The following is a 26,918-nucleotide window of genomic DNA, read 5'->3' on the forward strand; positions in this document are numbered from 1 at the left end:
GCGTGCCGTCAGCGGCCGAACCGGCTGGTGACCGCCTGCCAGGCGCGTGCGCCGCGGCCGACCGGCTGGCGCCGGTTGCGCTGCCACACCACTGCGCCGGCGACCGCCGCGACGAGCGCGACGACGCCGGTCGAGGCGCCCGCCCACCGGCGGGGCTGCCGCCGTACCGACTCCTGCATCCGGGTGACCTGCTGCCGCCCGCTGTCGCGCACCGATGACGCCGCCCGCCGGACCGTTCCGGTGGCCGGGGCCGGGGCATCCTCGCGTAGGGCGACGGTCTCGGGCGTCCGGCTCGTGGTCTCCATCAATGCATCCCTCCTGCGACGACGACTTCCTCTCCCCGCAGCGGGTACCCGTCGCATGCCGAGGCAAACCGTCGACGGACCCGCACGGGGGACACGGACGTGGCCGCGGTAGGTCATCGCCCGCCGATGCCGGCGTCGCGGGCCCGTGCGACAGCGGCGGCGCGGCTGGCCACGCCGAGATCCCGCTCGGTCAGGCCGGGCAGGGCCGGCCATCGGTGCGTGCGGCCGTCGGAGAGGAGCGCGTGCGCGACGGCGGGGTCGAGGATCGCCTGGTTCGCGTGCACGGCGCGGATGGCGCGCAGGATGTCCTCGGGCGGCGCGTCCTTGACGACGTAGCCCCGTGCGCCGGCCCGCAGCGCCCGCGCCACCAGTGCGTCGTCGGCGTGCATGGTGAGCACGAGGATCCGCACCGACGGATCGCGGCGGAGGATCAGCCCGATGGCGACGAGGAGCTTGCGCATGCCGAGCCGGAAGACGTGGTGGTCGTCGGCGACGACGACGCGGACTGCCGGCACGGGCTCCTCCTCCTACAGGGCGAACGCGGTGACGCCGGGCAGCTGTCCCAGCCGGTCGAGGTGCTCCCGCAGCGTCTCGACCAGGCCGAGGCCGAGCAACGTGGCCGGCTCCAGCGCGTCCACGATGCGCCGGACCTCGGCGGACGCCGAACGCAACTGCCCCGCGATCTGCGCGAGATCGGTGGTGAGGCTGGCCGGCACCGGCTCGTCGGTCCACTGCCCGCGCCGCAACCCGTCGACGGCCAGCCCGGTGCCGACGAGCAACGGGCCGAGCCGGTCGTGCAGGTCGCGGCGCAGTCGCTCGCGTTCCAGCGCCGCCGCGCGCACCACGCGTCCGTACGCGACGCGGAGGTCCTCGCGCAGGCGGACCGTGTGGGCCGCCGCGGCGATCTGGTGACTGATCTCGGTGAGCAGCGCGGTGTCGGCGCGGCTGTACGGGTCACCGGCGGTGCGTGGCGCTACCCGCAACGTCCCCAGCAGTTCGGCCTGGTGCACCAACGGGAAGTCGGTGGCGCCGGCGCGACCGGTGCCGGCACTGGCGATCTCGCACGTGTCGCCGTCGGAGCAGATCCAGGGCGACCCCGGCGCGGGACCCGCTCGATGTACCTGCCGTCGACGACGACCGCGTGACTGTCCCACCCGGGACGCCCGACGGGCACACGCGACATCGCGCCAGTCTCGCACGGGCGTGGACCCGGTCAGGTCCCTGACCGGGTCCACGCGCGGTCGGCTCCGATCGTCGCGAGGGTCGTCAGGAGGCGGACCCGCAGCGCCAGACCACCGGCGTCGACGACTCGTCCGGCTCGCCGTACGTGCCGAACACGTCGCCGTTGTCGGTCACGCCGGCATTCACCACCTTCGTGGTGCCCGGTGCGGTCAGTCGCACGGGGGTGCCGTCCGGGCGGTAGGCGACCTGGAGCCCGTCGGTGATCCAGCCGGTGGCGCTGATGTACATGCCCTGCGGTATGCCGACGCCGTCCGGCACGGCCGGGATTCTGGTCAGCTGGTTGGTCGTGAGGTCCCACCGGGGGATGACCCCGCGCATCCAGAGGCCGCCCGTGGCGTAGGTTCCGGCCGTCGACTGCGGAGCGACCGGGAAACCGTCAGGGTGCGGGAGCCTGGTGACGTTGCCGGCGAGGTCCCAGATGTTCGCCCCGCTGCGCTTGCCGTCGCCGATGTCGCCCAGGAGACGGCCGTCGGCGGTGATCGTGCGGACCTGGCCGTGCGGCGGCAGGGGGACGATCGTCGGAGTCGCGCTCCCCGCCTTCCAGACGATGCCCTTGGACAGACCTTCCGGCTGGTCGTCCTCGGGCTTGATGGTGTCCGCGATGTCGCCGCGCTCGTTGATCGTGACGTTGCCGTACGCACGCCACCCGGCCGGAACCTGGAGCCGGGTCACGTCGCCGTCGGCGTAGCGGAAGCTCCACCCGGCCGAGGTCGGTGAGTCGTCACCCGCCGAGCCCACCGCCACGCCGCGCGAGTTGATCGACGTGATCCGGACGCTGGCCGCGAACCGCAGGTACCGCGGCACGCCGTCGACCCACAGGACGGTGGTGAAGTTCTCGCTGTCGTCCATCGCGTGGGCGCTGACAAAGCGACCGGACGGGTCGACCGCGTCGATCTGCAGGCCGGCCGCGCCGGCCGGCTTCGCCAGGGGCGTCATCGGGCACCGCAGCCTGATGTCGTTCACGCTGGACAGCGACGTCGACGGGGACACGGGGCTCTGCGACGGCACCGCCGCCGGTCCGGTCGTCCTCTTCTCCGGGGTGTCGGCCCTCGCGACGACGACCAGCGACGCGACGAGCGCCACCGCGACGACGCCGCCGGCCGCGCGCGCGGCACCGCGCCGGATCGACATCCGCCGGCCGGTGCGCATCGCCGCCTCCAGGTCGACGCCGACCTGCGGCGCCGGCGTGCCGTTCAGCAGCGCGCGGATGTCGTCCTCGGTCGGCAGGTCCGGGGTACTGGTCATGTGGTCAGCCTCATCGTGGTCGTTCTCGGACGGTCGGATCCCGGTTCGGTGCCGGACGCCGTGAGCGCGTCGCGGAGGGTGGACAGGCCGCGCGAGCACTGGCTCTTGACGTTGCCCTCGGAACAGCCGAGGGCCCTGGCCGTGTCCTGGACGCTCAGATCGGCGAAGTAGCGCAGCACCAGGGCGGCGCGCTGGCCGTTGGGCAGTGCCCGCAGCGCGTCGACGACGTGGTCGTACTCGCCGGGTTGGCCCGGCGCGGTGACCCGGTCGGGTGGCTCCGGTGGCGAGGCTCGCAGCAGTACCCGGGACCATCGCGACCGGCGCTCGTCGACGATCCGCCGGGTGAGGATCCGGTGGACGAAGCCGTCCAGGTTCTCGACCGTGCTGACGTGCCGCCACCTGCTGTAGAGCACCGCGAGGGTGGCCTGCACGGCGTCGTCGGCAAGGTGCGGGTCGCCGCAGATGAGCCACGCCGTGCGGTGCAGCCGGGGCATGCGGGCACGTACGTACTCCACGTACTCGTCCCTCTTGGTCCGGTCCATGCGGCTCCTCGGGTGGGATGACGGGCGGCGATCGCTACCCGTTATCGCTCAACGTGCCCTCCGAGGTTGCATACCGGGCGTCAGGAACCCACGAACGGTGTCCCGTTGCATTCTTGTGCAGACGACCGGGCGCGCCTGGCCGTCATCGATCGGTGTTGCTATCGTGCGGCGGGTTCGGGACCACGGGGGATTCGGAGAGGCCATGCACCCGTCCGCCGCCGGGTCCGCCGCTCCGACCGGAAGCGCGAGCGCGTCCGCGGACACCACGGTCCCGACCAGCGCACCCGCGGACGTGACCTGGCAGCTGTCGGGCGTCAACCCGGTGCCGGTGTCCGCCTCGGCGGGACCGCGCAATATCACGCCCACGAGCGCCACCGGCTTCGCCCGGACGCCGACGGGCGCGCTCGTCGCCGCGGCGCAGATCATCGGTCACACCGCCACTGACCCGAAGGTGGCGGAGACGACGATCGCGCAGCAGTGGGTCGCCGGTCCGGACCGCGACAAGGCGCTCGCCATGGCCCGCGAGGAGGGCCGGGCGACGCCGAAGCCCGGCAAGGCACGGACTCCGATGCAGATCACCGGGTTCCGGTACGTCGTGTACGACCCCGACACCGCGGTGGTCTCGGTGGTCTACCAGGTGAGCGGATCCCTGGCCGCCATGACGGTGACGATGCGCTGGATAGACGACGACTGGCGGATGGTCCCGCCGGCCGGCGGCAACTGGAGCACGGTCATGAGCGTCACCGACGGCTCCGGCATGGTCGAGTGGGGCCCCCGGTAGCCGCCGTCATCGAGACGGGACAGCGCCGCGCAGGTCCTGTCGCTTCGCGCTCCGGTGGTACCTCAGGAGCGCCGTGACCCGCGCGTAGCCGCCGTCGCCTGGTGTTGTCCCAGACCTGCCAACCACCGGGCACGCCACGGGCGACATACTCAGCGCCTGCGGCGCCCTTCGGTGATCTCGACGGCTCCCGGTTCGCAGTCCGTCCCCTGTGGACGGACGACGCCGCGCTGGTCGGTGCCGAACACGGTGCACGCGGCCGCCGGTAGCAGGCCGGCGACGGGGCCGGCCGCCGCCGGCAGCCGGGTCTGCGTCGGGCCGCCGTTGTCCGCCAGCGCGCCGAGCTGCGGGTCACCGCCGTTGTTGACGTCGCCCGGGCCCTCGACGAACGCGCACGACGCGTCCCCGGAGAAGTTGTACCCGGCCGAGGTCGTCGTACCGGCGATCCAGCAACCGATCCCGCCGCCGAGGCCGCCCGCCACGATCGAGGCGAACGCGTGCAGGTCCATGCCGGTCGCCACGTTGGTGCCGGACGGGGCGGTGTTGCCGGCGATCGTCGCGTGGCGCAGGTAGATGTTGCCGGTGCTGGTGTACACCCCGCCGCCCTTGGCCGAGGCGACGTTGCCGGCGACCGTGGAGTTGTCGACGCGCAGTTCGCCGGACATCGCCGAGATCCCACCGCCGCGTCCGTCGGGGCCGGAGGTCGTGTTGGCGCTGAAGGTCGACCGGGTGACCGTGATCTGGGTGACCGCGGCCTCGCCGCTGTCCTCGGTGACCGTGACGGCCATCCCGCCGCCCGCGCCGGTCCTCGCGTTGCCGGAGACCGTCGAGTCGGTGACGCTGACCGACAGCGCGTCGGTCGGCTGGTCCAGGTCGAGGCTCACGGCGATCCCGCCGCCGTCGTCGGCGCCGGTCGGGTGGTTGCCGGTGATCGTGGCACCGGAGACCACCAGGTCACCGCAGTTGGAGCAGAACACCCCGGTGCCGCCGTTGTCCTGCACCACGGTGTCGGTGAGCGTGAACACGCCGTTGCCCTGCCCGGTGGTGCTGACCCCGCCGGCACCGTTGTCCGAGACCGTCGAACCGGACACGGTCAACGCGCCGTCGACCAGGCCGACGCCGCGTCCGGTGTTGCCGCTGACCGTCGAGTCGACGATGGTGACGGTGCCGAACGAGATCTGCACCCCGGTGCCGGTGTTCGGGCCGATCGTCGAGTCCACGATGTCCAGCGTCGCGCCGGTGTCGGGGCCGAAGCTGCCGATGACCCGTCCGGCACCGGCGTCGTTGCCGCTCACCGTGACCCCGGTCAGGTCGACGTCGCCGCCGTTGTAGGAGATCGCCGCCTGCGGGCCCGACCCGCCGGTGAGCGTGGCGTCGGTGACGACCAGGCCGCCGCCCGCGCCGAGGGCCTGCACGATGCGCCGGCCGCGGCAGGTCTGCTGGATCGTCGCGCCATTGCCGTCGATGGTGAGGACCGTCGACGGAACGAAGTCGAGGTCACCGTTCGCGTTGGCGTCCTCGTCCGCGCCGCAGATGCTGAGCTGGTACAGCGCGCGACTCAACTGGACCGTCGTCGCGCCGGCGGCGGCGTTCGCCGTACCGACCGCCTCGCGCAGCGAGACCAGCCCGTCGCCGGGGTTCACCACGTCGGCCGTGGTGGTGACGACCACCGTCGCCGCATGCGCCGGCGGCGCGACCGCGACGGCCCCGACGGCGGCGGCCACGAGGACGACCGCCCCTCCAGCCAGGACCCGCCGCATGATCCGCCTCATGGCCGCATCGTGACCCCTCGACCTTCAGGACGCCGGTGTCTGTCAAAGATCCGCCAGCGCCTCCGGAACGGCGCCCGCCCCGCCGCCCGCGCCGCGCCGGCCCCCCAACGCGCCGATCTTGCAGTTGTGGCCCCCGATAAGCCCGACATAGGGCGATATAGGGGCGGCCACAACTGCAAGATCGGCGCCGGGAGGGCGGGCCGGGCGGGCAGGGCGAGGGCGAGGTCCGTGCGGGCAAGGGCGCGTGGTAGGCGACCGCGGACGCGTGCTGGCTCGCTCGGTCGCCGCACGCGACGCCGCACACGAGCACCGCTCGTACCCGCCGCCCGCGGCGGGTGTCAGGTGTCGCCGCGGATGCGGGCGTGCAGATGCATGTCGTGGCGGCCGTCCGCGTGGACGGCGTCGCTGCGTTTGGTGCCCTCCAGGCGGAAACCCGCCTTCGTGGCTACCCGGCACGAGGCCCGGTTGCGGGTCGAGTGGTCGAGGTACAGGCGGTGGAACCCGGCTCCGCCGAGAGCCCACGCGCTCAACGCGGTCAGGGCGCGGGACGCGACGCCCCTGCCCCGGGCCGCCGGGAGCACCCAGTAGCCGCACCCGCAGACCCCGTCGTCGAGGTTCACGCCGCTGATGGCGATCCGCCCCAGCACCTCGACCGAGTCTCGGGTCACCGCCCAGCTCGCGCCGGTCTCGTCGAGCCAGCTCCGGCGGTACCCGTCGAACCACGTGCGGACCTGGTCCTCGGTCGTGGGCTGGCGCGTGTGCCAGTGCCGGATCTCCGGATCCCGGTAGGCGGCGAGGAACACGGGCGCGTCGTCGGTCGTCCACGGGCGCAGCGCCAGGCCGTCGGGGGCGGTGAGGACCGGCTGCGGGGACGCGGCGAGCGCGCCGGCCGGAATGGCCGGCGGTGTCGACAGGTACCTCATCGGCACATCCTCCCCACCCGTCGCCGACCCGTACCGTGCGTCAGCGGCGACGGACCGCCCGGAACGCCGCGAAGAAACCGAGGAGACTGACGCCGACGATCAGGGGCCGGCCGGCGGCCACGGCACCGACGAACGCGATCACCGGGCCCGCGAACATCAGCGCGACGAACAGCGACCACCGCAGCCGCCCGCTGAGCCTCAGGTGGGCGAACCGGATCCGCACCGACCGCCCGATCGAGCGCAGCGTGGTGCGCACCGCCTTCGCGCGGGCCGGTTTCGGCACGCTGTCGGGGTCGCGGGGCGGCAGGTCGACGGTCGCGGCCGGCCCGACGGCGGCGTCGACCGCAGCGAGCGCGCCCGCCGGAACCGGGTACAGGCTGGGCTCGATCGTCACGTTGATCGCGTCGGCACCGATGAGCTGGCGGCCGCCGTCGGGGAACCGGAGCATGGCCGCGCACTCCTCGAACAGCACCGTGACCGGGCCGGCGGGGGTGGTGATGCTGATGCCGTCGTCGCCGTGGACGAGCACCACCCCGTGGTGGTTGCGCGAACGGTAGCGCTTCCCGGTCACCGCGAACCGCGACACCGTGGGCGCGGCCTCGAACCCCGCGGGCGGCCGCGGAACCGACTCGGGGACCATGAGCAGCGCCGACCGGTCGACCTTGCGCGCCACCTTGCGGATCCGGTCGACGGTGAGCGCCTCGACCTCGGCAATGAGCTGCTCGGTGGTGGTGCCCGGTAGACCGGAGAGCAGGTCGACGGCCCGCTGGGGCAGGCGGCTCGCCTCGATGTCGGCGGAGCGCAGCTGTTCCAGGGTCAGCGCCCGCACGGCGTCGAGCTCCTCGGGGGTGACGCCGGTGTCGCGCAGCGCGCGCACCTCGCCGAGGAACGCGTCGAGGAGGGCGTCGACGGAGCCCCGCTGCGCGTCGGCGACGGCGGTGACCGTGGCGCGGGGCCGGCCGTCGGTCCGGTAGTCGGCGGACGCGACGTAGGACAGGCCGCGCTCGTGCCGCAGTTCGCGGAACAACGCCCGCTCCAGGAGCCGGGTGTAGGCGACCGACGCCGCGCCCCTGGTGACGGTCGCGTCGAGCAGGACGGCGTTGGCGCCGGCGGGGAAGTACGCGGGCGTCACCGGAAGCGCCGACGACTCGGCGGGCAGCGCCCGACGCGTGCCGTCGGGCAGGTCGAGCCGCAGCCCCGCCGGGATGTCGTCACCGGCCACCCACAGCACGGCGTTCCCGCGCGTGAACCGGGTGGCGGCCCAGTCGACCACCCGCTCGGCGGTCAGCGTGCGCATGCCGAACTCGGGGTAGCCGACGAGCCCGAAGTCGCGGGCGCCGTGCCGCCACAACGCGACCTCGTCGGTCATCGACAGGCCGCGGCCGGCCGCCTCGGTCTCGATGATCTGCTTCTCGGTGGCCAGCCGTTCGGTCGGCAGGTCGCGGAGACCGGCGCAGACCCCGTGCAGGAACGCCACCACCGACTCCGGCGCCCCCTGGGTGAGGAAGGTCGTGGTGGTGACGCCGGTCGCTCCGTTGTAGTGGTAGTCGGCGACGCCCTGCCGGTGCAGGGTCAGGTGCTCGACGAGGTGGGTGATGCCGGCGGTGGGGAGGGTCTCGTCGGCCCGGCCGACCCGGAACACCAGACCGGCCTGCATGGGACCGGACGTCTTCGCCACGAGGGTGGGAACGCCGTCGACGTCTCTCATCGGGCCCGCACCGCCCGCCGAGCCTGCCGGAACTCCGGTTTCCACAGTCCGCTGTGCGCGCTCCACGGATAGCTGTTGACCCGGTTGCCCATCGCGGCGAAATGAACGGCGGCACCGGCGTGGTCGGCGGCGTGGAACAGGGTGAACGCGAACACCGAGTGCGCACCCAGCCACCCGTGCACCGGCCGGAAGTCCGGATGCAGGACGCTGCGCGCCGCCGCGGCGGCCACCTCCTCGCGCACGTGCGGAGCGGCGAGGTGCCGCGCCACCTCGACATCGTCGTCGTCGAGCGCGATCTCGGCGTGCGCGGCCGCGACGTTGGCGGCACCCAGCCCGCCCGGCTTCGCAGCCTCCGCGCACTGCCGCGCGAAGGTGAGGACCGCGTCGACCGACCCGCCCCACTTCGGGCACAGGGTCTGCAGCAACTGGCGCTGCGCGCCGTACGGCGCGTCGCAGTGCTCGGCCGCCCGCTCGTAGCGCCGGCGTCCCTCGTCCTGACCGAGGCTGAGACCGCGCGCCGCGGTGACCCGCTCGCCCCACGCGGCCGCGTTCGACGGGTCGATCGAGGTGGCGTCGGCGAGCAGACCGTCGGCACGCCGCAGGTGGTCGTGGAAGACCCGCCACTGGTCGGCCTGGACGTACTTCGCCCGTGTCGCCCCGCGGGCGTTCCACCCGGTGACGATGTACCGGGCGCCCAGCAGCGTCCGGGCCAGCGACGAGTCGCGGTGGGTGTCGACGACCCGCTGCAGGAACCGCTCCGAACCGGCGGTCTCGGCCACCACCTGGACGGCCGTCGACCGGTCGGCGCGCGCGGGGAAGCCGTCGAAGTGGGCCGAGACCGCGGCCCAGTTGCCGCGCCGCACGGCCGCGCGTAGCGGCGCGAGGTCCGGATAGAGCTCGATTGTCTTGGTTCGCAAGGCAACGAGCGACGACAATGTGTCGATCACGGGCGCCATCGTACGGGCACCGACCGACAGATTTCAGCCCGCGGTCCGGTCCACCGGGTCGACGCCGGGCCCGGCGTCAGGGGCTTCGGCGCCGGGCACCCGTCAGGCCTTGACGTAGCCGCGTGCCTCGACGATCAGGCCGTGCCGGATCCGGAGGAGGTTGACGCCGCGGACGCGGTCGTTCCCGCCCTCGCCCCACTGCAGCGCCCACGGTTGCACCGCGAGGTCGCCGTGGACCTCGGCGTCCTCGGGAGTGAACTCGAGAGCGCGGTTGCCCGCGAGCTCCGACCACCGCGCCAGGCACGCGGGGCCTCCCTCGCGGCGCAGCCCGTGCGGGGCCGGACCCGAGTCCTCGATGACGCAGTCGTCGGCGATCAGGTCGTCGAGGAGCGTCGGATCGTGCGTGCGGAAGGCCTCGTTGTAGCGGTCGAGGACCTCACGGGTGGTGCGGGCCGTCGTATCGGCTGTCGTCGTCGTGACGCGGAAAGGCGCTGTCCGGTCGGTCATGCCACCGATCGTGCGACCGCCGACGCGGCCGGACAATTCCCCGGAGGGAATGGGAAAACCGCCCGCGACCGGCTAGGAAGGAGACGTGCCGACGACCACGGACCCGACCAGGCTGGGCAGCGAGCTACGTCGATGGCGCGACGCGCGGCGCGTGAGCCAGCTCGAACTGGCCGCGCGGGCCGGCACGACCCAACGCCACCTCAGCTTCGTCGAGACCGGCCGCTCCCGGGCCGGCCGCACCCTCGTGCTGCGGCTGGCCGAGTCGCTGGGCCTGACGCTGCGCGAGCGCAACGCGCTGCTGGCCGTCGCCGGGTACGCGCCCGCGTTCGCCGAGTCCACCCTCGACGCCCCCGCGCTGCGGCCCGTGGTGGGGGTGCTGCGGCAGGTGATCGCCGGGCACATGCCCTACCCGGCGCTGGTGGCCGGCCCGCACGGGGACGTGGTCGCCGCGAACAGCGCGGTCGAGGTCCTCACCGGGGGCGCCGACCCTGAGCTGCTGGCCGCACCGATGAACATCTGGCGGCTGGTCCTGCACCCTCGCGGCATGGGTGCCCGGGTCGCGAACCTCGCGGAGTGGGGCAGGCACGTCGTGGAAGGCGTGCGCGCCCGGTCCCTGCGCCATCCCGACCCGCGCCTGGACGCGCTGGTCGACGAGCTGTCCGGCTACCTGCCCGCCACCCCGCCGTCCGACCGGGACTACCTCGGTTTCGCGGTCCCGTTGCGGTTGCACACCGCCGACGGCACCCTTCGCCTCCTCACGACGTTGACGTCGTTCGCCACCGCCGTCGACGTGACCCTCGCCGAACTGCACCTCGAGGCCTGGCTACCGGCCGACCAGACCACCGCCGACATCCTCCGGCGACGTGCCGCGACCGCCCGGGACGACGCTTAGCGGTACGGGGAGAAGTCGGGTGGACGCTTCTCGGCGAACGCCTGCGCGCCCTCCATGCCCTCGGCGGTGTGGGTGAACAGCTCCAGACCGTCGAACGCCAGGTGTGACAGGCCGGCCAGATGGTCGCTGTCGGCGTTGAAGGAGTGCTTGAGGAACTTCAGCGCGGTGGGGGAGTAGGACGCCATCTTGCGCCCCCACTCCAGCGCCTTCTCCATGAGCCGGTCGGCCGGCACCACCTCGTTGACCAGGCCCCAGCGCTCGGCGGTCCCGGCGTCGTACAGGTCGAGGAGGAACCAGATCTGCCGCGCCCGCTTCTCGCCGACGACCCGCGCCAGGTACGCCGACCCGAAGCCGGCGTCGAACGAGCCGACGCGGGGCCCGCTCTGCCCGAACCGGGCGTGTTCGGCGGCCAGCGACAGGTCGCACAGGACGTGGAGGACGTGCCCGCCGCCGATCGCCACGCCGTTGACCGCGGCGATGACGGGCTTGGGAATGTCGCGGATGATCCGGTGCAGGCGCTCGATCTCGAACGTGCCCCACTCGGTGTCGCCGTAGCCGCCGGTCTCCGCCCGCTCCTTGACGTCGCCGCCGGCACAGAACGCCTTGTCGCCGGCGCCGGTCAGGACGACGCACGCCACCCGTTTGTCTCCCCACGCGTGCTTGAACGCGCTGATCAGCTCGTCGACGGTCCGGCCGCGGAAGGCGTTGTACCGCTCGGGTCGGTTGATCGTGACGACCGCGACGGCATCGTCGTCGCGCACCTCGTATACGACGTCGGTGAACTCCTCAAGTCTCACCCGACCGACCCTACCGGTATGTCACGATCTTGACGGTCGTCACCAGAGCTTGACACGATGGGCCGGTGCGTACCTGCCTCGTCACCGGCGCCGGTCGCGGCATCGGCCGGGCCGTGGCGCGGCGGCTCGCGGCGGAGGGCCACCGCGTCGCGCTCACCGCCCGCTCGGCCGACCAGCTGGAGGAGGTCGCGGCGGCGCTGCCGGTGCCGTCGCTGGTGCTGCCCGCCGACATCACCGTGGCGTCGGCGGTCGAGGAGACGTTCACCGCCGTCGAGACCCGCTGGGCCGGGGTCGACGTGCTCGTCGCGAACGCCGGCGCGGGCGTGTCTGCGAAGCTGGCCGACACCACCGACGACATGTGGCAGGCGCAGCTCGACCTGCTGCTCACCGCGCCGTTCCGGTGCGTGCGGCGGGCGGTGCCCGGCATGGTCGGCCGCGGGTGGGGGCGCATCGTGGTCGTGGCGTCGGTCGCGGCCAAGCGTGGCGAGCCGTACGTCGCGGCGTACACCGCCGCCAAGCACGGCGTGCTGGGGCTCGTGCGCGCCGCGGCCGCCGAGCTCGCCGGCACGGGGGTGACCGTCAACGCCGTGTGCCCGGCCTACGTCGACACCCCGATGACCGACGCGACGGTGGCCGCGATCGCGCGGCGGACCGGCCGCACGCCGGAGCAGGCGCGGGCCGCGCTCGCGGCCCGCCAGCCCATCGGGCGTCTCGTCACGCCCGACGAGGTCGCGGAGGCGGTGTGGTTCTGCGTCGCCAACGGCGCGGTGACCGGCCAGGGCCTGAACGTCGACGGCGGCGCCGTCCAGTCGTAGGAGGAGGTACCGATGGAACGGGTCGACCCGGCCGGGCTGGCTGCACCGTCCGGCTTCTCGCACGCGGTGTCGGTGGACGCGGGCGGTCGCCTGGTGTTCCTCGCCGGCCAGACCGCCCTCGACGCGCAGGGACGGATCGTCGGCGACGACGTCGTGCGGCAGTTCGAGCAGGCCCTGTCCAACCTCCTGCGGGCGCTGTCCGCGTGCGGTGGCGAGCCGGCCCACCTGGCCAGCCTCACCGTCTACATCGTCGACATGGACGACTACAAGGCCCGTTCCCGTGACATCGGTGCGGTGTGGCGCCGGCTGGTCGGTCGCGAGTATCCGGCGATGGCGGGCGTCGGGGTGGCCCGGCTCTGGGACGCCGAGGCGCTCGTGGAGGTCCAGGGGATGGCAGTGGTTCCCTAACCCGCCGTCACCTCGCGGACGTGGCGCTGCGCGGGCGCGTGCAGCGTGTGCTCGATCGCGTCGAACAGGTCGGCGGCGCGCGTGCCGTGCCAGCCCTTCGGCAGCAGTGACGCGGGCAGCCCGGGGTCGAGGAACGGCAGCCGCCGCCAGTCGGTGAGGGCCCGCACGTAGTCGGCGAAGGCCCTGCCGTCGTCCGGCGAGCGGCGGCGGCGCCAGCCGGCCAGCACCGGCCGCCACGCCGTGAGGAACTCGTCGTACATCCGCTGCAGGGCGTCGAGGTTCCACCAGGTCTCGACGCAGGCGCGCACGTCGGCGAAGGCGAGGTGGTCGGCGCGGAACAGGTCGACGTACGGAGTCATCTCCAGCCGTTCCAGCGTGTCGCGCGCCTCGTCGTAGAGGTGGGCGGGCGCGATCCACACGCCGGGCGCGGCGGTGCCGAAGCCGAGCCAGGTGAGCTTCGAGCGCAGGATGTGCCGGCGGTCGCGTTCGGACTCGGGCACCGAGTAGATGACCAGCACCCAGCCGTCGGAGACGTGCGAATCCGGCCGCTGGAAGATGCGCCGGTCACCCTCCACGAGGATGTCCCGGGCCCGCGCCGACAGCTCGTAGCCGGCGGATCCGTCCACGCTCGCCGCGGCCAGCATCCCCCGCCGCTTCAGCCGCGAGATGGACGAGCGCACGGAGGGCTCGTCGACCCCGAGTTCGGCCATGAGCCGGATGAGCGAGGCGACGGACAACCAGCCACCGGCGTCACGCGCGAACGCGCCGTACGTGGTGACGATGAGCGCACGCGGTTTCAGGGCCGACCGTTGTTCATCCATCGTCACCACCGTCACGGAAGAACAATAGCGGCCGCTTGACTGTCGTCACGAGAGTGACAGACTGGTCCACGACATGGGACGACCTACGAGGTGACTCATGGAACCGTCGGCACACCTCTCGGCACACACCGACCCCTTCTGCCGGAACAACCTTCCGCCGCGCGACGAATGGCCGGAGCTCACGTTCGACCTGCCCGAGCTGCGGTACCCGCCACGGCTCAACTGCGCGGTGGAGCTGCTCGACACCACGATCGGGCGCCACGGCGCCGACCGGCGCTGCCTGCTCTCGCCGACCGAGACCTGGACCTACGGCGACCTGCGTCGCCACGCCGACGGCGTGGCGCGGGTGCTCGTCGAGGACCTCGGGCTCGTGCCCGGCAACCGGGTGCTGCTGCGCGGTCCGAACAACCCGTGGCTGGTGGCCTGCTGGCTCGGGGTGCTCAAGGCCGGCGGCGTCGCGGTCACCACGATGGCGCTTCTCCGCACGGCCGAGCTGTCGGTGATCCGCGAGATGGCCCACGTCGACCTGGCGTTGTGCGACCACCGCTTCACCGGGGCCCTCGCGCCCGTACCGGGGCTGCGCGTCGTGACCTACGGGTCCGGCGCCGACGACGACCTGGTGCACCGGGCCGCGCGGAAGCCGGCGGGGTTCGACGCCGTCCCGACCGCCGCCGACGACATCGCGTTGATCGCGTTCACCTCCGGTACGACCGGCCGGCCCAAGGCGACGATGCACTTCCACCGCGACGTGCTCGCGATCGCCGACACGTTCAGCCGGCACGTGCTCCGGCCGGCCGCCGACGACCTGTTCACCGGCAGCCCGCCGCTCGCGTTCACCTTCGGTCTCGGCGCCCTCGTCGTCTTCCCGCTGCGCGCCGGCGCGGCCACCCTGTTGCTGGAGACCGCGACGCCCGACGCGCTCGCCGACGCCGTCGCCCGGCACGGCGTGACGGTCCTGTCCACCGCGCCGACCGCCTACCGCGCGATGCTGGCCGCCGGTCACGCCGACCGGCTCACGTCGCTGCGCCGGTGCGTGTCCGCCGGCGAGGCCCTGCCGGAGGCGACGTGGCGGGCGTTCCATGACGCGACCGGCGTGCGGATCATCGACGGGATCGGCGCGACCGAGATGCTGCACATCTTCATCGCCGCCGCCGACGACGACATCCGGCCCGGCTCGACGGGCCGGCCGGTACCCGGGTACGACGCCCGCGTCGTCGACGACGAGGGCCGGCCCGTGCCGGACGGCGAGCTCGGGCGGCTGGCGGTGCGGGGACCGACCGGCTGCCGCTACCTCGCCGACGACCGGCAACGCGTGTACGTCGAGAACGGCTGGAACCTCACCGGCGACACCTACGTGCGCGACGCCGACGGCTACTTCTGGCACCAGGCACGCTCCGACGACATGATCATCTCCGCCGGGTACAACATCGCCGGCCCGGAGGTGGAGGAGGCGCTGCTGCGCCATCCCGACGTGGTCGAGTGCGGCGTGGTCGGGTCGCCCGACGAGGTGCGCGGCACGATGGTGGTCACGGCGTACGTGGTGCTGCGCGACGGAGTGGCCGCCGACGACACCAAGGCCAGGGAGCTGCAGGACTTCACTAAGGCGACGATCGCCCCGTACAAGTACCCGCGGCGGTTGGAGTTCGTCGAGGCGTTGCCGCGCACCGACACCGGCAAGCTCCAGCGGTTCCGCCTGCGGGCGATGGCCCGAGGGTGACCGGATGCGCATCGCGGTGATCGGTGGCGGCCCGGGCGGGCTGTACTTCTCCGCCCTGGCCCAGCAGCTGGGTCCCGGGCACGAGATCACCGTGTGGGAACGCAACGCCGCCGACGACACGTTCGGCTTCGGCGTCGTGTTCTCCGACGAGACCCTCGGCGGCATCGAGCACGCCGACAGGGCCGTCTTCGCGGCGATGCAGGGTGAGTTCGCGCGCTGGGACGACATCGACGTGCACTTCCGCGGTGAGGTGCAGACGAGCGGCGGTCACGGGTTCGCGGCGATGAGCCGCCGGCGCCTGCTGCGGATCCTGCAGGCGCGGTGCCGCGACCTCGGCGTCACCATGCACTTCGGCACCTCCGCGCCGGGCGTCGACGAGCTGTCGGCGACCGCCGACCTCGTGGTGGCCAGCGACGGGCTCAACTCGGCGGTCCGCACCGCGTACGCCGACACGTTCCGGCCCACCCTGGAGACGCGGCGCTGCCGGTACATGTGGCTCGGCACCGACCTCGTGTTCGACGCGTTCACGTTCCACATCCGCGAGACGCCGTACGGCGTCATGCAGATCCACGGCTACCCGTACGACGCCACCGGCTCGACGTTCATCGTCGAGATGCACGACGACGTGTGGCGGGCCGCCGGCTTCGACGCGTACGTCGAGCGGGAGTTCCGGCCCGGGCAGAGCGACGAGAAGTCGATCGCCCGCGTCCGGGACCTGTTCGCCGACATCCTCGACGGGCACGAGGTGTACGCGAACAACTCGCGGTGGATCAGCTTCGCGACCGTGCGCAACGAGACGTGGCGGCACGGCAACGTCGTGCTGCTCGGCGACGCGGCGCACACCGCGCACTTCTCCATCGGCTCGGGCACGAAGCTGGCCATGGAGGACGCGCTCGCGCTCGCGGCGTGCCTGCACGAGCAGTCCACAGTGGACGACGCACTCACCGCCTACGAGGCCGAGCGCCGGCCGGTGGTGCTGTCGACCCAGCGCGCCGCGCAGGCGAGCCTGGAATGGTTCGAGAACCTCCGGCAGTACGTCCACCAGGAGCCGCCCCAGTTCGCGTTCAACATCATGACCCGCAGCCGGCGGGTCACCCACGGGAACCTGCGGCTGCGTGACCCGCAGTTCGTCGGGCGCGTCGAGGAGTGGTTCGCGGGCGGCGCCGGCACCGGTGACGCGCGTCCGCCCATGTTCCAGCCGTTCCGCCTGCGCGGCCTGGAGCTGAAGAACCGGGTCGTCGTCTCCGCGATGGACATGTACCGGGCGGTCGACGGCCTGCCGAACGACTTCCACCTCGCCCATCTCGGCGGCAGGGCGCTCGGCGGCGCGGGTCTGGTGATGACCGAGATGGTGTGCGTCTCCGGCGCGGGACGCATCACGCCCGGCTGCACCGGCATGTACCGGCCCGAGCACGAGGCCGCGTGGCGGCGGATCGTCGACTTCGTACACACCGAGACGACCGCGGGGATCGGTTTCCAGGTGGGCCACTCGGGCCGGAAGGGCTCGACCAGGCTGATGTGGGAGGGCATGGACGAACCGCTGCCCCGCGGCAACTGGGAGGTCGTCGCGCCGTCGCCGCTGCCGTACCGGCCGGGCGTCAACCAGGTCCCGCGCGAGCTCACCCGGGCGGAGATGGACGGGATCCGCGACGAGTTCGTCCGTTCCGCCGAGATGGCCGCCCGGGCCGGCTTCGACCTGCTCGAACTGCACTGCGCGCACGGGTACCTGCTGTCCAGCTTCATCTCGCCGGTCACCAACCGCCGCACCGACCCCTACGGCGGACCGCTGGAGAACCGGCTGCGGTACCCGCTGGAGGTCTTCCACGCGGTGCGCGCGGTGTGGCCGCACGACCGTCCCATCTCTGTCCGCATCTCGGCCACCGACTGGGCCGAGGGCGGCATCACCGGCGACGACGCGGTGGAGATCGCGGCCGCGTTCGCGGGGGCCGGCGCCGACGCCGTCGACGTGTCGACCGGGCAGGTGACGCCGGACGAGCGGCCCGAGTACGGCCGCTCCTACCAGACCCCGTACGCCGACGCGATCCGCAACCGCGTGGGCGTCGCGACGATCGCGGTGGGCGCGATCAGCTCCTACGACGACGTCAACTCGATCCTGCTGGCCGGCCGGGCCGACCTGTGCGCGATCGGCCGGGCCCACCTGTACGACCCGAACTGGACGCTGCACGCGGCGGCCGACCAGGACTACACGGGTCCGGGCGCCGAGTGGCCCGTCCCCTGGCGGGCCGGCAGCCGCGCGCCACAGACCGGGCGCACCGACGGGCCGAAGCCGCGGCTGCAGCTCATCCGCGACGGCGTGGCCGTCACCCGGCACACCCGGTGGCGGCCGGGCCGTCGCGGATGAGCCGGGCCGTCAGCCCTTCACCGCCCCCGCGGTGAGGCCCTCGGTGAGGAAGCGCTGCCCGAACGCGTACATGACCACCACGGGGACGCTGACCAGAAGCGACGCCACGGCGAGCTGACCCTGCGGCACCACGTCGCCGATGATCATCGACTGCATGCCGACGGGCAGCGTCTTGTACTCGTCCTTGGTGATGAACACGAACGCGAAGAGGAACTCGTTCCAGGCGTTGGTGAGGGTGAACATCGCGACGGCCAGCAGACCCGGCCGCGCGAGGGGGAGCACCACCCGGCGCAGTGCCTGGATGCGGGTACAGCCGTCGACCAGTGCCGCCTCCTCGAGCTCCACCGGGATCGACGCGAAGTAGCCCGTCAGCAACCAGGTGGCGAAGGGCAGCGTGAAGGTCGGGTACGTGACGATCAGCGACCACAGGGAGTCGGTGATCCGCCACCCGATGAGCAGCTGGTACAGCGGGATGAACAGCAGCGCGCCCGGCATCACGTAGGTGAGCAGCACCGTGGTGGTGAAGCTCTGCGCACCGCGGAACCGCAGCCGCGCCAGCGCGTAGCCGGCCAGAGCCGCGCAGACCAGTGCCACCAGGGTCGAGGCCACCGACACGATCAGCGTGTTGAGGTACCACTGGCCGAACGGCTTGGTGGTGAACAGGTTGGTGAACTGCTCCGTGGTCCACGGCGTCGGCCACAGGTCGTTGGTGCGCATGACGATCTGGCCCTCGGACTTGAAGGCGGTCACGAAGATCCAGTACAGCGGGGCGAGCACGAAGCCGAGCAACCCGGCCAACGCGAGGCCCGACCCGAGTCGCGAGACCGCCGACGACGCCCGGCCGCGTCCCCGCGACTGCAGCGTCGAGACGACCTTGCCGACCGCCGCCGCGAGCAGCAGGATCACCGCGAGGACGACGGCCGCCTTCCAGAAGATCTGGGGCGAGGCCCAGAACAGCAGGACGGTGACCACCGCGGTGACGACCCACGGCAGCGCCCGGCGCACCGGCCCGGGCGGGCGCATCGGTTCGGCGTCGCCTTCGCGGCGCAGCAGGCGCACCAGATAGAACACCAGCGCGCCGATGACCGGCAGCATGACGAGCGTGACCGCCGCACCCGCGCCGTACTGCAGCTGCAGGATCGCCTTGGAGTAGGCGACGAGCACGTACGGTGCGGTCGCGTCGCCGGGGCCGCCCTGGGTCAGCAGCCAGATGAGGTCGAAGTTGTTGAACGTCCAGATCGACGACAGGGTCACGGTGACCGTGATGACGTGCCGCAGACCGGGCAGGGTCACGTGGATGAACCGTTGCAACGACGAGGCGCCGTCGACGGTCGCCGCCTCGTACCGGTCCGCCGGGATGGACTTCAGCCCCGCGAGAAAGGCGATCGTGAAGAACGGAATGCCCTTCCACACGTTGACGAGGATCACCGACGGCATCGCCAGCTCCGGGTCGGAGAGCCAGCCCGCGGGCCAGCTGTCGACCAGGTGCAGCGTCTCCAGGAGCGGGCCGATGCCGGTCTCGGTGAGCAGCACGTTGACGCTGCCGAAGATCGGGTCGAACAGCGAGCGCCAGCTGAACGCGGTCACCACCGTGGGCACGACCCACGGCAGCAGGAGCAGACCGGCCAGCACGGCCCGCCCGCGGCGCCGGTGGTGCAGCAGCAGCGCCGCCGACAGGCCCAGCACCACCTTGAACACCTCGGCGTAGGCGGTGAAGACGAACGAGTTCACCACGCCGGTCCGGAACTGGTCGTCGCCGAGGAGGGAGGCGTAGTTGTCCAGCCCGACGAACACGCTGTCCTGGCCGTGCCGTTCGGTCGTGCTGGTGACGATCGAACGGGCGATCGGCAGGAGCACGAGCGCGCCGACCAGCACGGCCGTGGGCGTCAGGAACAGCGCCGCCAACCGCCAGTCGCGACCCAGCCGCCGCTGGGTCTTCGACAGCGAGCCGGACCGCGGCGGCGCCGGGGCCCGCTTGACGGGAGGCGGCGCCGACTTGACCGACGTCACTGCGGCAGCCCCTGCTGGTTGAAGATCTGCACCATCTTCGCGTGGGTGTCCTGCACGGCCTTCGCGGCCGGCGTTCCCTGGATGACCTGCTGCATCATGTCGGTGAGCACGTACGCCCCGACGGCGGCCTGCTGGCCCGCGCTGGCCTTCTGCGGGAAGTTCAGACCGTTCTTCGTGGTCAGCGGCAACGGCAGTTGGGTGATCTTACGCATGATCGGGAACGCCGGGTCGCCGTTGAGGAAGTACGGGTCGGCGTCCCAGACCTTCTCCCACGCGGGCAGCGCCAGACCCGGTGCCTCCTTGGCCACCCCGAGCAGCGCGGGCGCGGTGATGAGGTACTGCGCCAGGAGCTTGGCGAGCGCGGCGTTCTTGGCACCCTTGAAGATGACGAACGCCTGGGACTGGCCGAGCATCAGGGGCTTGTCGGTCGCCGGTCCGATGCAGTCGGCGAAGACGTAGGTGTTCTCGTAGACGGGGTTCTTCTTGGTCTTCGAGTCGGCGAAGACGCTGAACTGGTTGCGGGTGTAGCCGAGGATCCCGGCGAGCCAGTTCTCGTTGTTGCTGGAGTCGGTCCAGGCGGCCACGCCCGGCGGCAGCATCGGCTTGTACTTGTTGTTCGTGTAGATGTCGGCCAGGAAGGAGACGGCCTGCACCGTCTCGGGGGTGTTGAACTTGACCGTCCGGCCGTCGTCGGTGGCGATCGACCCGCCGTAGGCGTTGATGATGGCCTCGATCATGCCGTTGGCGTCACCGGACCGGTTCACGGTCATGCCCCAGCCGAACCGGCGCTTGGACGGGTCGGAGATGGCCAGGCACAGGTCGCGCAGTTCCTCCCAGGTGTAGATCTCCTTGGGGGTGATGCCCTTGTCCTGCATCCAGTCCTTGCGCAGGAACGATCCGAGGCCGATGAAGTGGTAGGGGATGGCGAACCACTTGCCGTCGAAGACGCAGAAGTTCTTGGACTCCGCGGTGGGCTCGCCGTACACGGCCGTCAGCGCCTTGACGATGTCGCTCACGTCCTCGAGGTCGCCCAGCGAGTGGAACTGCGCGACGAACCGCGAGTCGGTCATGAACGCCAGGTCACGCGCGACGCCGCCCTGTACCTCGGCGTGGATCTTCGCCACCACGTCACCGGCGTCGGCCTGCACGAGGCTGTTCTCGATCTTCGTGCCGGTGGTGTCGGCGAACTTCTTGATCGAGGCGTCGAGCGCCGCGTTCGCCGCCTCCGAGTACAGCTTCTGCGAGAGCATGCCCATCGACGAGCCCTTCATCGACTTCGCCGCGTCGATGAGTTCCTGCGGAACCTCCGCCTGCACCTTGGGGGTCGACGGCGTTCCGTCGCCGCACGCCGCCATTCCGGCCGCGCCGAGCACGCCGACGCCCATCCCCAGAAATCCGCGCCGTGACCACAAAGGGTTGTTGTCCATGTCATTCGCCTCCTTCGTCTCGCCTCACCGCTGCACGACTGAACGGCCGGGAAGCGTGGCGCCTCCGGCTGACATCTGTGGGGGGCCGCCGACCGGAAAACGCAGACGGTTGGGCGGTGCGCGGGCGGTTCGTGCGCGAAGCCTCGGCCCTGAAAGAAAATTTTCGCGCGACTATTCCAATTGATTTCGCGTGTGCCGCACGCTACGACGGGGCAATGCGACAGGTCAATACCTCCGGCCTGGCGGCATTGTGCGGGCGAACCGCACGTGGAGACCGATGCGCAGACCAGTGACGCGCGTGCGCGTGGGCACCGCGTTGCCGGGCGGGGGGTTCGTGGCGGGGCTACGGCTGGGCGACGTCCCTTCGTCGACGGAGCTGTTCGAAATTTCGAACCGAGTTCGATATCTCGTCCAAGTGGTCGCGACGGTAGAGGACTGAATGAAAGGTGTCAATGACGGGACGCGGGCCGTCGCCGGCGCAGCGCCCAGCGGCACACAGCGTGCGGCGTGCGGTGCGGCAGACGGTGTGGCAGACGGTGCTGCCGGTAGCGGTGCGGTGGCGGGCAGGCGGCCCGCGGTCAGGCGGGGGTCCGGTATCCGAGCCGGGCGGACAGCGCGGCCGCCCCTTCGCTGACCAGGCGCGTCCACTCCGTGTGGGCCGCCGGGAGCCAGCGGATGATCGGCGCCGAGACGCTCATCGCCGCCGTGATCCTGCCGGTGTGGTCGCGGACCGGCGCCCCGACGCAGCGGACCGCGCTGTCGGACTCGCCGTCGTCGACCGCCACCCCGGCGAGACGGACGCGGTCGAGCTCGTCGCGAAGCTTGCCGACGTCGGTGATGCTGTCCGGCGTCATGCCGGGCAGGTCGCCGTCCGGCAGGCGGGTGTCGAGGTCGATCGGGTCGAGACCCGAGAGCAGGACCTTGCCGACGGCCGTGCAGTGGGCCGGCAGCCGGCGGCCGACCGCCGACACCATCCGCACCGGGTGCGTGCTGTCGACCTTCACCAGGTAGATCACGTCGGCACCATCGAGCACGGCCACGTGGACGGCCTCGTCGCAGGCGGCCGCGACGTCGTGCGCCACCTCCTGGGCCTCGCGCACGAGGTCCAGCTGCCCGGCGAACGCGGCGCCGAGCTGGAACACCGGCATGCCGAGCCGGAACTGCACCGGCTGGCCCGGCATCGAGATCAGGTACGACCGGGCGACGAGCGTCACCAGCAGCTCGTGGACGGTGGTGCGCGGGAGGCCGAGGCGCTCGGCGATCTCACGGGCCGACAGGTGGGGCCGGTCGAGGAACAGCTCGAGGACGTCGAGGGCGCGGATGACAGCGGGAACCACGCGGGGCATGGGGATGGTCCTTTCGAACTGTCGAACCGCGTCCGAGCTTTCGGGGTCGATAGTTCGGCAGGATAGTGCGCGGCGCGCGCCTGCCGGGATCGGGTGCGACCGGGACCCGTGGCCGCGGTCGCACCCGACGGGCGTCAGCGTGCCGCCGTCACCGGCGCGTCCAGCGTTGGTTGGCGGAGGCGACACAGGTCCAGAGGATCACGGTGGTGCCGTTCGCCGTCGCGTTGCCGTAGACGTCGAGGCACAGCCCCGACTGGGCGTTGCTGATGGTTCCGTTGCTGTTGAGGGTCCAGCGTTGGTTGGTGCCGCCGGTGCAGTCCCAGAGTTGCGCCTTCGCGCCGGCCGTGGCGCCGGTCGGCGAGTCCAGGCACTTGCCGAGCGACCGGATGGTCTGCCCGTCGAACGTCCACTGCTGGTTGGTCCGGCCGCTGCAGTCGTAGATGATCGGCTGCACACCGTTGGCGGTGCTGCTGTTCGGGACGTCCAGGCAGCGGCCCGAGGCGGCGCTGACCAACGCGGACGTACCGGTGCCGGTTCCGCCCGTGGTGCCGATGCTGCCCGGTACCGCCTGCAGGGCGCGGTACCACGTGGCGGCCATCTTGTCGTAGCCGTTCGCCGTCGGGTGGATGCCGTCGATGAGGTCGGCGGTGGTCAGCGCGCTGTGCATGTCGACCAGGTGCACCCGCTTGCCGGCGTTCACCTTGCTCTGCACCATGCCCGGAATCGTCGCGTTGAACGTGCGGGCCGCGGCCTCCTGGCCGGAGTTGGAGAGCGGGATGATCGTCGCCACGAACACGTCCGCCGACGGCACGGCCGCGGTGATGCGGTCGACGAGCGACGACAGCCGCCCCGGTGCCCCGGACACGTTGTAGTTCTGCAGGATGTCGTTCGTGCCGATGTGCAGCAGCACCGTGCGTGGGGTCGTCGTGGCCAGCCAGCCGTTGATGTTGTTGTGGATCTGGTCGATGCGCCAGCCCGGGTGGCCCTGGTGGTCGTGGTCGCCCAGGGAGGACGGTCCGTTGAACTGGGTGCCGACGAAGTCGACGGTGTAGCCGCCGGCGGCGAGGCGTTGCCACAGCCCGATCCGGTAGCCGCCCGGCACCTGGGTGCCTTCGGTGATCGAGTCGCCCAGCGGCATGACCCGGACCCCGCCGTTGGACTCGGCGGCGGCCGGGGCGGCGGTGACCGCCGCCACGGCCGGTGTCAGGGCGAGCGCGACCGCGGCGGCGACGAACCATCGTGTCCGTTGTCTCATTCCGACCTCTCAGATGCTCAGGTTCTTCTGCTGAACCGTCCACTGGGTGTTGCACAGTCCGCAGGCGGAGCCGACGAAGGTCGTGCCGGCGGCCCGGTCGCCTTTCAGGCGCCACTTGAGGTACAGCACCGTCACGCGTCCGAACTCGCCGCCGTTGGGCTGGTCGTAGGTTCCGCCGTGCCCCACGTTGAGGTTGCCCATGAACGCGGGCAGGCCGCTGGGCAGCTTGCCCCAGTCGTCCATCGCGTTGGGATAGGCGATGTCGCTGGGGCCGCCGATGAAGTAGGCGATCGGTTTGGTGAGGCGGCGCAACTGGTAATCGTTCGCGTCGTTGAGCAGCCCGCTGCTGTAGATACCGGTGGTGGTGACCCGCGGGTCGGCGGAGACCTCGTACGCCTCCAGCCCGCCGCAGGAGAAGCCGGCCACGGCGACCTTCGAGGTGTCCAGGCGGCCGTACAACGCGCTGCCCTGCCGGCTGTTCTCGGCGAACGCCCAGTCGATGGACTGGGTCAGCATCGCGGAGGTGGTGCTGCCGCTGCCGTTCGGGTTCCCGTTCGCCAGGACGAGGAACCCGTGCGAGGCGATCTCGCGGAGGAAGTTCAGCGCGGAGGTGCCGTTGGACGCGCACGCGCCGTTGCCCCAGACGAAGATCGGCAGGGGCTCGGCCGGCAGCGTGACCGGCCGGTAGATCGTGTGGTTCGGCAGTCCGCCGGAGGTCTCGTAGCGCGCGGGATAGGGGCCGGAACCGCCACCCGGCGGCGTGGAGACGCTGGGGCTCGGGTTCTGGCTGTTCGACTGGCTACCGGGCTGGCTGCCGGGCGAACTCGGCACGACCGTTCCGGTGCACGTGACCCCGTTGAGGGCGAACGTCGTCGGTGACGGGTTGCTGCCGGTCCAGCTTCCGTTGAACCCGACGTTGGTGGATCCGCCGGTCGGGATCGCGCCGTTGTAGGGGGCGTTGGTGACGGTCACCGCGCCGCCGGCCTGGGTGACCGATCCGTTCCACAGCTGGGTGACCGTCTGTCCCGCGGTGAACGACCACGTCAGTCGCCAGCCGTTGGTGGAGTCACCCAGGTTGGTGATGGTGACGGCGGCACCGAAGCCGCCGGGCCACGAACTGGAGACGGCGTAGTCGACGCGGCAGCCGGCCGCGGCCTGTGCGGCGGTGGTGGTGGTCGCGAAAGTTGTCGCGGCGGCCAGGGCGAGTACGACGGTCGCGGCGATGGTTCGATGTCGGCGGGGCAGGGCCATGCCGGTCCTCCGGTGGGTGTGGGTGTCCACGCGACCGGCGCCCGCCGCAAGCGCCTGGTACAACGACTTTGACAACGATCAGCGTCACTGTCCACGCGTCATTTGTCAAAGCGACGGTGTCGGGTGTCGAGCATCGAAACTTTCGAATACATCACCATCGGTGGGCGGTACGGTGGACGAAAGTTTTCCGAAACATATTGACGGCCATCTGGGCCGGTGTAACGCTTCGATTCACTCCCAGTGCACGTCCACGGCCGCCCGCCGCCCGCCGTGGACGCGTTCACCACCCCCGCAGAGAGGCTCCACATGCCCATTCGCAGAGCGCGTGCCGTGCTCGCCCTGAGCGCTGTCGCCGTCGCGGCCGCCACCATCGCGGTGGCGTTCAACGGCACCGCCTCGGCAGCCAGCACGCTGGGCGCCTCGGCCGCCGAACGCGGCCGGTACTTCGGAACGGCGATCGCCGCCGGCCGGCTCAGCAACAGCCAGTACAGCACCATCGCGGCCCGCGAGTTCAACATGATCACGGCCGAGAACGAGATGAAGTGGGACGCGACCGAGCCCCAGCAGGGCCGGTTCAGCTACAGCCAGGGCGACCAGATCGTCAACTTCGCGCTCTCGCGCGGGTTGAAGGTCCGCGGGCACGCCCTGGCGTGGCACGCGCAGCAGCCGGACTGGGCGCGGAACATGAGCGGCCAGGCGCTGCGTAACGCGATGCTCAACCACGTCACCCAGGTGGCCACCTACTACCGGGGCAAGATCCATTCCTGGGACGTGGTGAACGAGGCGTTCGCCGACGGCGGCTCCGGTGCCCGGCGCGACTCGAACCTGCAGCGCACCGGCAACGACTGGATCGAGGCCGCGTTCCGGGCCGCGCGCGCGGCCGACCCGAACGCGAAGCTGTGCTACAACGACTACAACACCGACAACTGGAACGACGCCAAGACCCAGGCCGTGTACCGCATGGTGCAGGACTTCAAGAGCCGCGGCGTCCCGATCGACTGTGTCGGTCTCCAGTCGCACTTCACCGGTGGCTCGAACTACCCGAGCAACTACCGCACCACGCTGTCGAGCTTCGCGGCGCTCGGTGTCGACGTGCAGATCACCGAGCTCGACATCACCAACGCCAACGCGACCGCCTACGCGAACACCGTCCGCGACTGCTACGCGGTTCCGCGCTGCAACGGCATCACGGTGTGGGGCGTGCGTGACAGCGACTCGTGGCGCAGCAACGAGTCACCGCTGCTGTTCGACGGCAGCGGCAACAAGAAGGCCGCCTACAACTCGGTGCTGAGCGCGCTGAACGAGGGCACGCCGACCAACCCGTCGAGCCCGGGACAGTCCAGCTCCCAGCCCGGCAACGGCGGCGGCTGCACCGCCACGGTCGTCCCCGGAACCGTGTGGGGAGACCGGTACAACACGACCGTGAACGTGTCCGGGTCGACCAACTGGATCGTGACGGTGACGCTCACGTCGCCGCAGCGGGTGTCCACGACGTGGAGCGGCACCTTCTCGTGGGACAGCTCCGGCGTCGTGATGACGGTCCGACCCAACGGATCCGGAAACAGCTTCGGGTTCACCACCATGATGAACGGCAACAGCGGCGCCCGACCGTCTGTCAGTTGCCGGACCGCCTGAGGATCTGCGCACCACCATGCCGGGCGGCTTCGGCCGCCCGGCATCGTGCGTTTGGTTCCCGGGCACAGGAGTCACCCGCCCGTCTCTACACCCCCAGGAGGCAGGACCTTGTCCACTCGTGTTCCCCGACCGTTGCGCCGCATGGCGCCGGTCCTCGTCGCCAGCATGGTCGCGGTCGCCGCGGCCGCTGTCTGGCTGGGCAGCGGGTCGGCG

The 26,918-nt window shown here is 71.7% G+C and carries 24 protein-coding genes; 7 read left to right on the forward strand and 17 right to left on the reverse strand.

Translation table 11 applies throughout. The features are described from left to right. Nucleotides 1–8: 8 nt before the first annotated feature. From Voc01_RS49845 to Voc01_RS49865, 5 genes are all read right to left on the reverse strand, one after another. On the reverse strand, nt 9–305 hold the full coding sequence (locus Voc01_RS49845; RefSeq protein WP_203934837.1) for a hypothetical protein: 297 nt from the start codon (nt 303–305) through the stop codon (nt 9–11). A 113-nt stretch (nt 306–418) separates the two neighbouring features. Beyond that, nucleotides 419–820 (reverse strand): response regulator, encoded by a 402-nt coding sequence (locus Voc01_RS49850; protein ID WP_203934838.1) that lies wholly within the window; start codon nt 818–820, stop codon nt 419–421. Between the two features lie 12 nt (nt 821–832). Next, nucleotides 833–1,459 carry a histidine kinase gene (locus Voc01_RS49855; protein WP_203934839.1) on the reverse strand — a complete coding sequence of 209 codons (627 nt, stop codon included), beginning with the start codon at nt 1,457–1,459 and terminating at the stop codon, nt 833–835. Nucleotides 1,460–1,571: 112 nt separating this feature from the next. Then, nucleotides 1,572–2,792, reverse strand: coding sequence for a hypothetical protein (locus Voc01_RS49860; RefSeq protein WP_203934840.1), 1,221 nt, complete (start codon nt 2,790–2,792; stop codon nt 1,572–1,574). Further along, on the reverse strand, nt 2,789–3,334 hold the full coding sequence (locus Voc01_RS49865; RefSeq protein WP_203934841.1) for a SigE family RNA polymerase sigma factor: 546 nt from the start codon (nt 3,332–3,334) through the stop codon (nt 2,789–2,791). The genes Voc01_RS49860 and Voc01_RS49865 overlap by 4 nt, the downstream gene beginning before the upstream one ends. A 202-nt stretch (nt 3,335–3,536) precedes the next feature. Here Voc01_RS49865 and Voc01_RS49870 point away from each other — a divergent pair, with 202 nt between their 5' ends. Continuing rightward, a complete protein-coding gene (locus Voc01_RS49870) occupies nt 3,537–4,115 on the forward strand; it encodes a DUF8175 domain-containg protein (RefSeq protein WP_203934842.1) in 579 nt (192 codons plus the stop codon). 149 nt (nt 4,116–4,264) lie between these two features. Here Voc01_RS49870 and Voc01_RS49875 read toward each other — a convergent pair whose 3' ends face one another. The 5 genes from Voc01_RS49875 to Voc01_RS49895 all read right to left on the reverse strand — a co-directional run bounded on the left by Voc01_RS49875 (nt 4,265) and on the right by Voc01_RS49895 (nt 9,969). Continuing rightward, nucleotides 4,265–5,884 (reverse strand): right-handed parallel beta-helix repeat-containing protein, encoded by a 1,620-nt coding sequence (locus tag Voc01_RS49875; protein ID WP_203934843.1) that lies wholly within the window; start codon nt 5,882–5,884, stop codon nt 4,265–4,267. Between the two features lie 338 nt (nt 5,885–6,222). Then, nucleotides 6,223–6,807 (reverse strand): GNAT family N-acetyltransferase, encoded by a 585-nt coding sequence (locus Voc01_RS49880; RefSeq protein WP_203934844.1) that lies wholly within the window; start codon nt 6,805–6,807, stop codon nt 6,223–6,225. 40 nt (nt 6,808–6,847) lie between these two features. Further along, nucleotides 6,848–8,515, reverse strand: a complete 1,668-nt coding sequence (locus Voc01_RS49885; protein WP_203934845.1) for a M16 family metallopeptidase — start codon at nt 8,513–8,515, stop codon at nt 6,848–6,850. Continuing rightward, nucleotides 8,512–9,462, reverse strand: a complete 951-nt coding sequence (locus Voc01_RS49890; RefSeq protein ID WP_203934846.1) for a hypothetical protein — start codon at nt 9,460–9,462, stop codon at nt 8,512–8,514. The genes Voc01_RS49885 and Voc01_RS49890 overlap by 4 nt, the downstream gene beginning before the upstream one ends. A 102-nt stretch (nt 9,463–9,564) precedes the next feature. Next, entirely contained in the window at nt 9,565–9,969 is a 405-nt protein-coding gene (locus Voc01_RS49895) for a nuclear transport factor 2 family protein (RefSeq protein ID WP_203934847.1), read from the reverse strand. An 85-nt stretch (nt 9,970–10,054) separates the two neighbouring features. Between Voc01_RS49895 and Voc01_RS49900 the strand changes: the two genes are divergently transcribed. Then, nucleotides 10,055–10,861: a helix-turn-helix domain-containing protein gene (locus Voc01_RS49900; protein ID WP_203934848.1), complete on the forward strand. Its 807-nt coding sequence runs from the start codon at nt 10,055–10,057 to the stop codon at nt 10,859–10,861. On the opposite strand, the gene Voc01_RS49905 is transcribed toward Voc01_RS49900, so the two are convergent. Next, on the reverse strand, nt 10,858–11,658 hold the full coding sequence (locus tag Voc01_RS49905; protein ID WP_203934849.1) for an enoyl-CoA hydratase-related protein: 801 nt from the start codon (nt 11,656–11,658) through the stop codon (nt 10,858–10,860). The genes Voc01_RS49900 and Voc01_RS49905 overlap by 4 nt on opposite strands. 65 nt (nt 11,659–11,723) lie before the next feature. On the opposite strand from Voc01_RS49905, the gene Voc01_RS49910 reads away from it, so the two are divergent. Continuing rightward, nucleotides 11,724–12,473 carry an SDR family NAD(P)-dependent oxidoreductase gene (locus tag Voc01_RS49910; RefSeq protein ID WP_203934850.1) on the forward strand — a complete coding sequence of 250 codons (750 nt, stop codon included), beginning with the start codon at nt 11,724–11,726 and terminating at the stop codon, nt 12,471–12,473. 12 nt (nt 12,474–12,485) lie between these two features. Beyond that, nucleotides 12,486–12,881, forward strand: coding sequence for a RidA family protein (locus Voc01_RS49915; protein WP_203934851.1), 396 nt, complete (start codon nt 12,486–12,488; stop codon nt 12,879–12,881). Here the strand turns inward: Voc01_RS49915 and Voc01_RS49920 are convergent. Further along, entirely contained in the window at nt 12,878–13,702 is an 825-nt protein-coding gene (locus Voc01_RS49920; protein WP_203934852.1) for a PaaX family transcriptional regulator, read from the reverse strand. The genes Voc01_RS49915 and Voc01_RS49920 overlap by 4 nt on opposite strands. A 97-nt stretch (nt 13,703–13,799) precedes the next feature. Between Voc01_RS49920 and Voc01_RS49925 the strand changes: the two genes are divergently transcribed. Beyond that, nucleotides 13,800–15,419: an AMP-binding protein gene (locus tag Voc01_RS49925; protein WP_203934853.1), complete on the forward strand. Its 1,620-nt coding sequence runs from the start codon at nt 13,800–13,802 to the stop codon at nt 15,417–15,419. Nucleotides 15,420–15,423: 4 nt separating this feature from the next. Next, nucleotides 15,424–17,781: a bifunctional salicylyl-CoA 5-hydroxylase/oxidoreductase gene (locus tag Voc01_RS49930; protein WP_203934854.1), complete on the forward strand. Its 2,358-nt coding sequence runs from the start codon at nt 15,424–15,426 to the stop codon at nt 17,779–17,781. 9 nt (nt 17,782–17,790) lie between these two features. Here Voc01_RS49930 and Voc01_RS49935 read toward each other — a convergent pair whose 3' ends face one another. The 5 genes from Voc01_RS49935 to Voc01_RS49955 all read right to left on the reverse strand — a co-directional run bounded on the left by Voc01_RS49935 (nt 17,791) and on the right by Voc01_RS49955 (nt 25,070). Beyond that, on the reverse strand, nt 17,791–19,791 hold the full coding sequence (locus tag Voc01_RS49935; protein WP_203934855.1) for an ABC transporter permease: 2,001 nt from the start codon (nt 19,789–19,791) through the stop codon (nt 17,791–17,793). Further along, the gene (locus Voc01_RS49940; protein WP_203934856.1) at nt 19,788–21,218 is read right to left on the reverse strand and encodes an extracellular solute-binding protein; all 1,431 of its coding nucleotides are present in this window, start codon (nt 21,216–21,218) and stop codon (nt 19,788–19,790) included. Before Voc01_RS49940 ends, Voc01_RS49935 begins: the two co-directional genes overlap by 4 nt. A gap of 578 nt (nt 21,219–21,796) precedes the next feature. Beyond that, on the reverse strand, nt 21,797–22,564 hold the full coding sequence (locus tag Voc01_RS49945; RefSeq protein WP_203934857.1) for an IclR family transcriptional regulator: 768 nt from the start codon (nt 22,562–22,564) through the stop codon (nt 21,797–21,799). Between the two features lie 148 nt (nt 22,565–22,712). After that, a complete protein-coding gene (locus Voc01_RS49950) occupies nt 22,713–23,819 on the reverse strand; it encodes a ricin-type beta-trefoil lectin domain protein (protein WP_203934858.1) in 1,107 nt (368 codons plus the stop codon). A 9-nt stretch (nt 23,820–23,828) separates the two neighbouring features. Then, complete coding sequence (locus Voc01_RS49955) at nt 23,829–25,070, reverse strand: cellulose-binding domain-containing protein (protein ID WP_203934859.1); 1,242 nt, start codon at nt 25,068–25,070, stop codon at nt 23,829–23,831. 306 nt (nt 25,071–25,376) lie between these two features. Here Voc01_RS49955 and Voc01_RS49960 point away from each other — a divergent pair, with 306 nt between their 5' ends. Then, nucleotides 25,377–26,705 (forward strand): glycoside hydrolase family 10 protein, encoded by a 1,329-nt coding sequence (locus Voc01_RS49960; protein WP_203934860.1) that lies wholly within the window; start codon nt 25,377–25,379, stop codon nt 26,703–26,705. Nucleotides 26,706–26,918: the final 213 nt, after the last annotated feature.

The sequence above is a fragment of the Virgisporangium ochraceum genome, from assembly GCF_016863655.1.
GTDB lineage: Bacteria > Actinomycetota > Actinomycetes > Mycobacteriales > Micromonosporaceae > Virgisporangium > Virgisporangium ochraceum.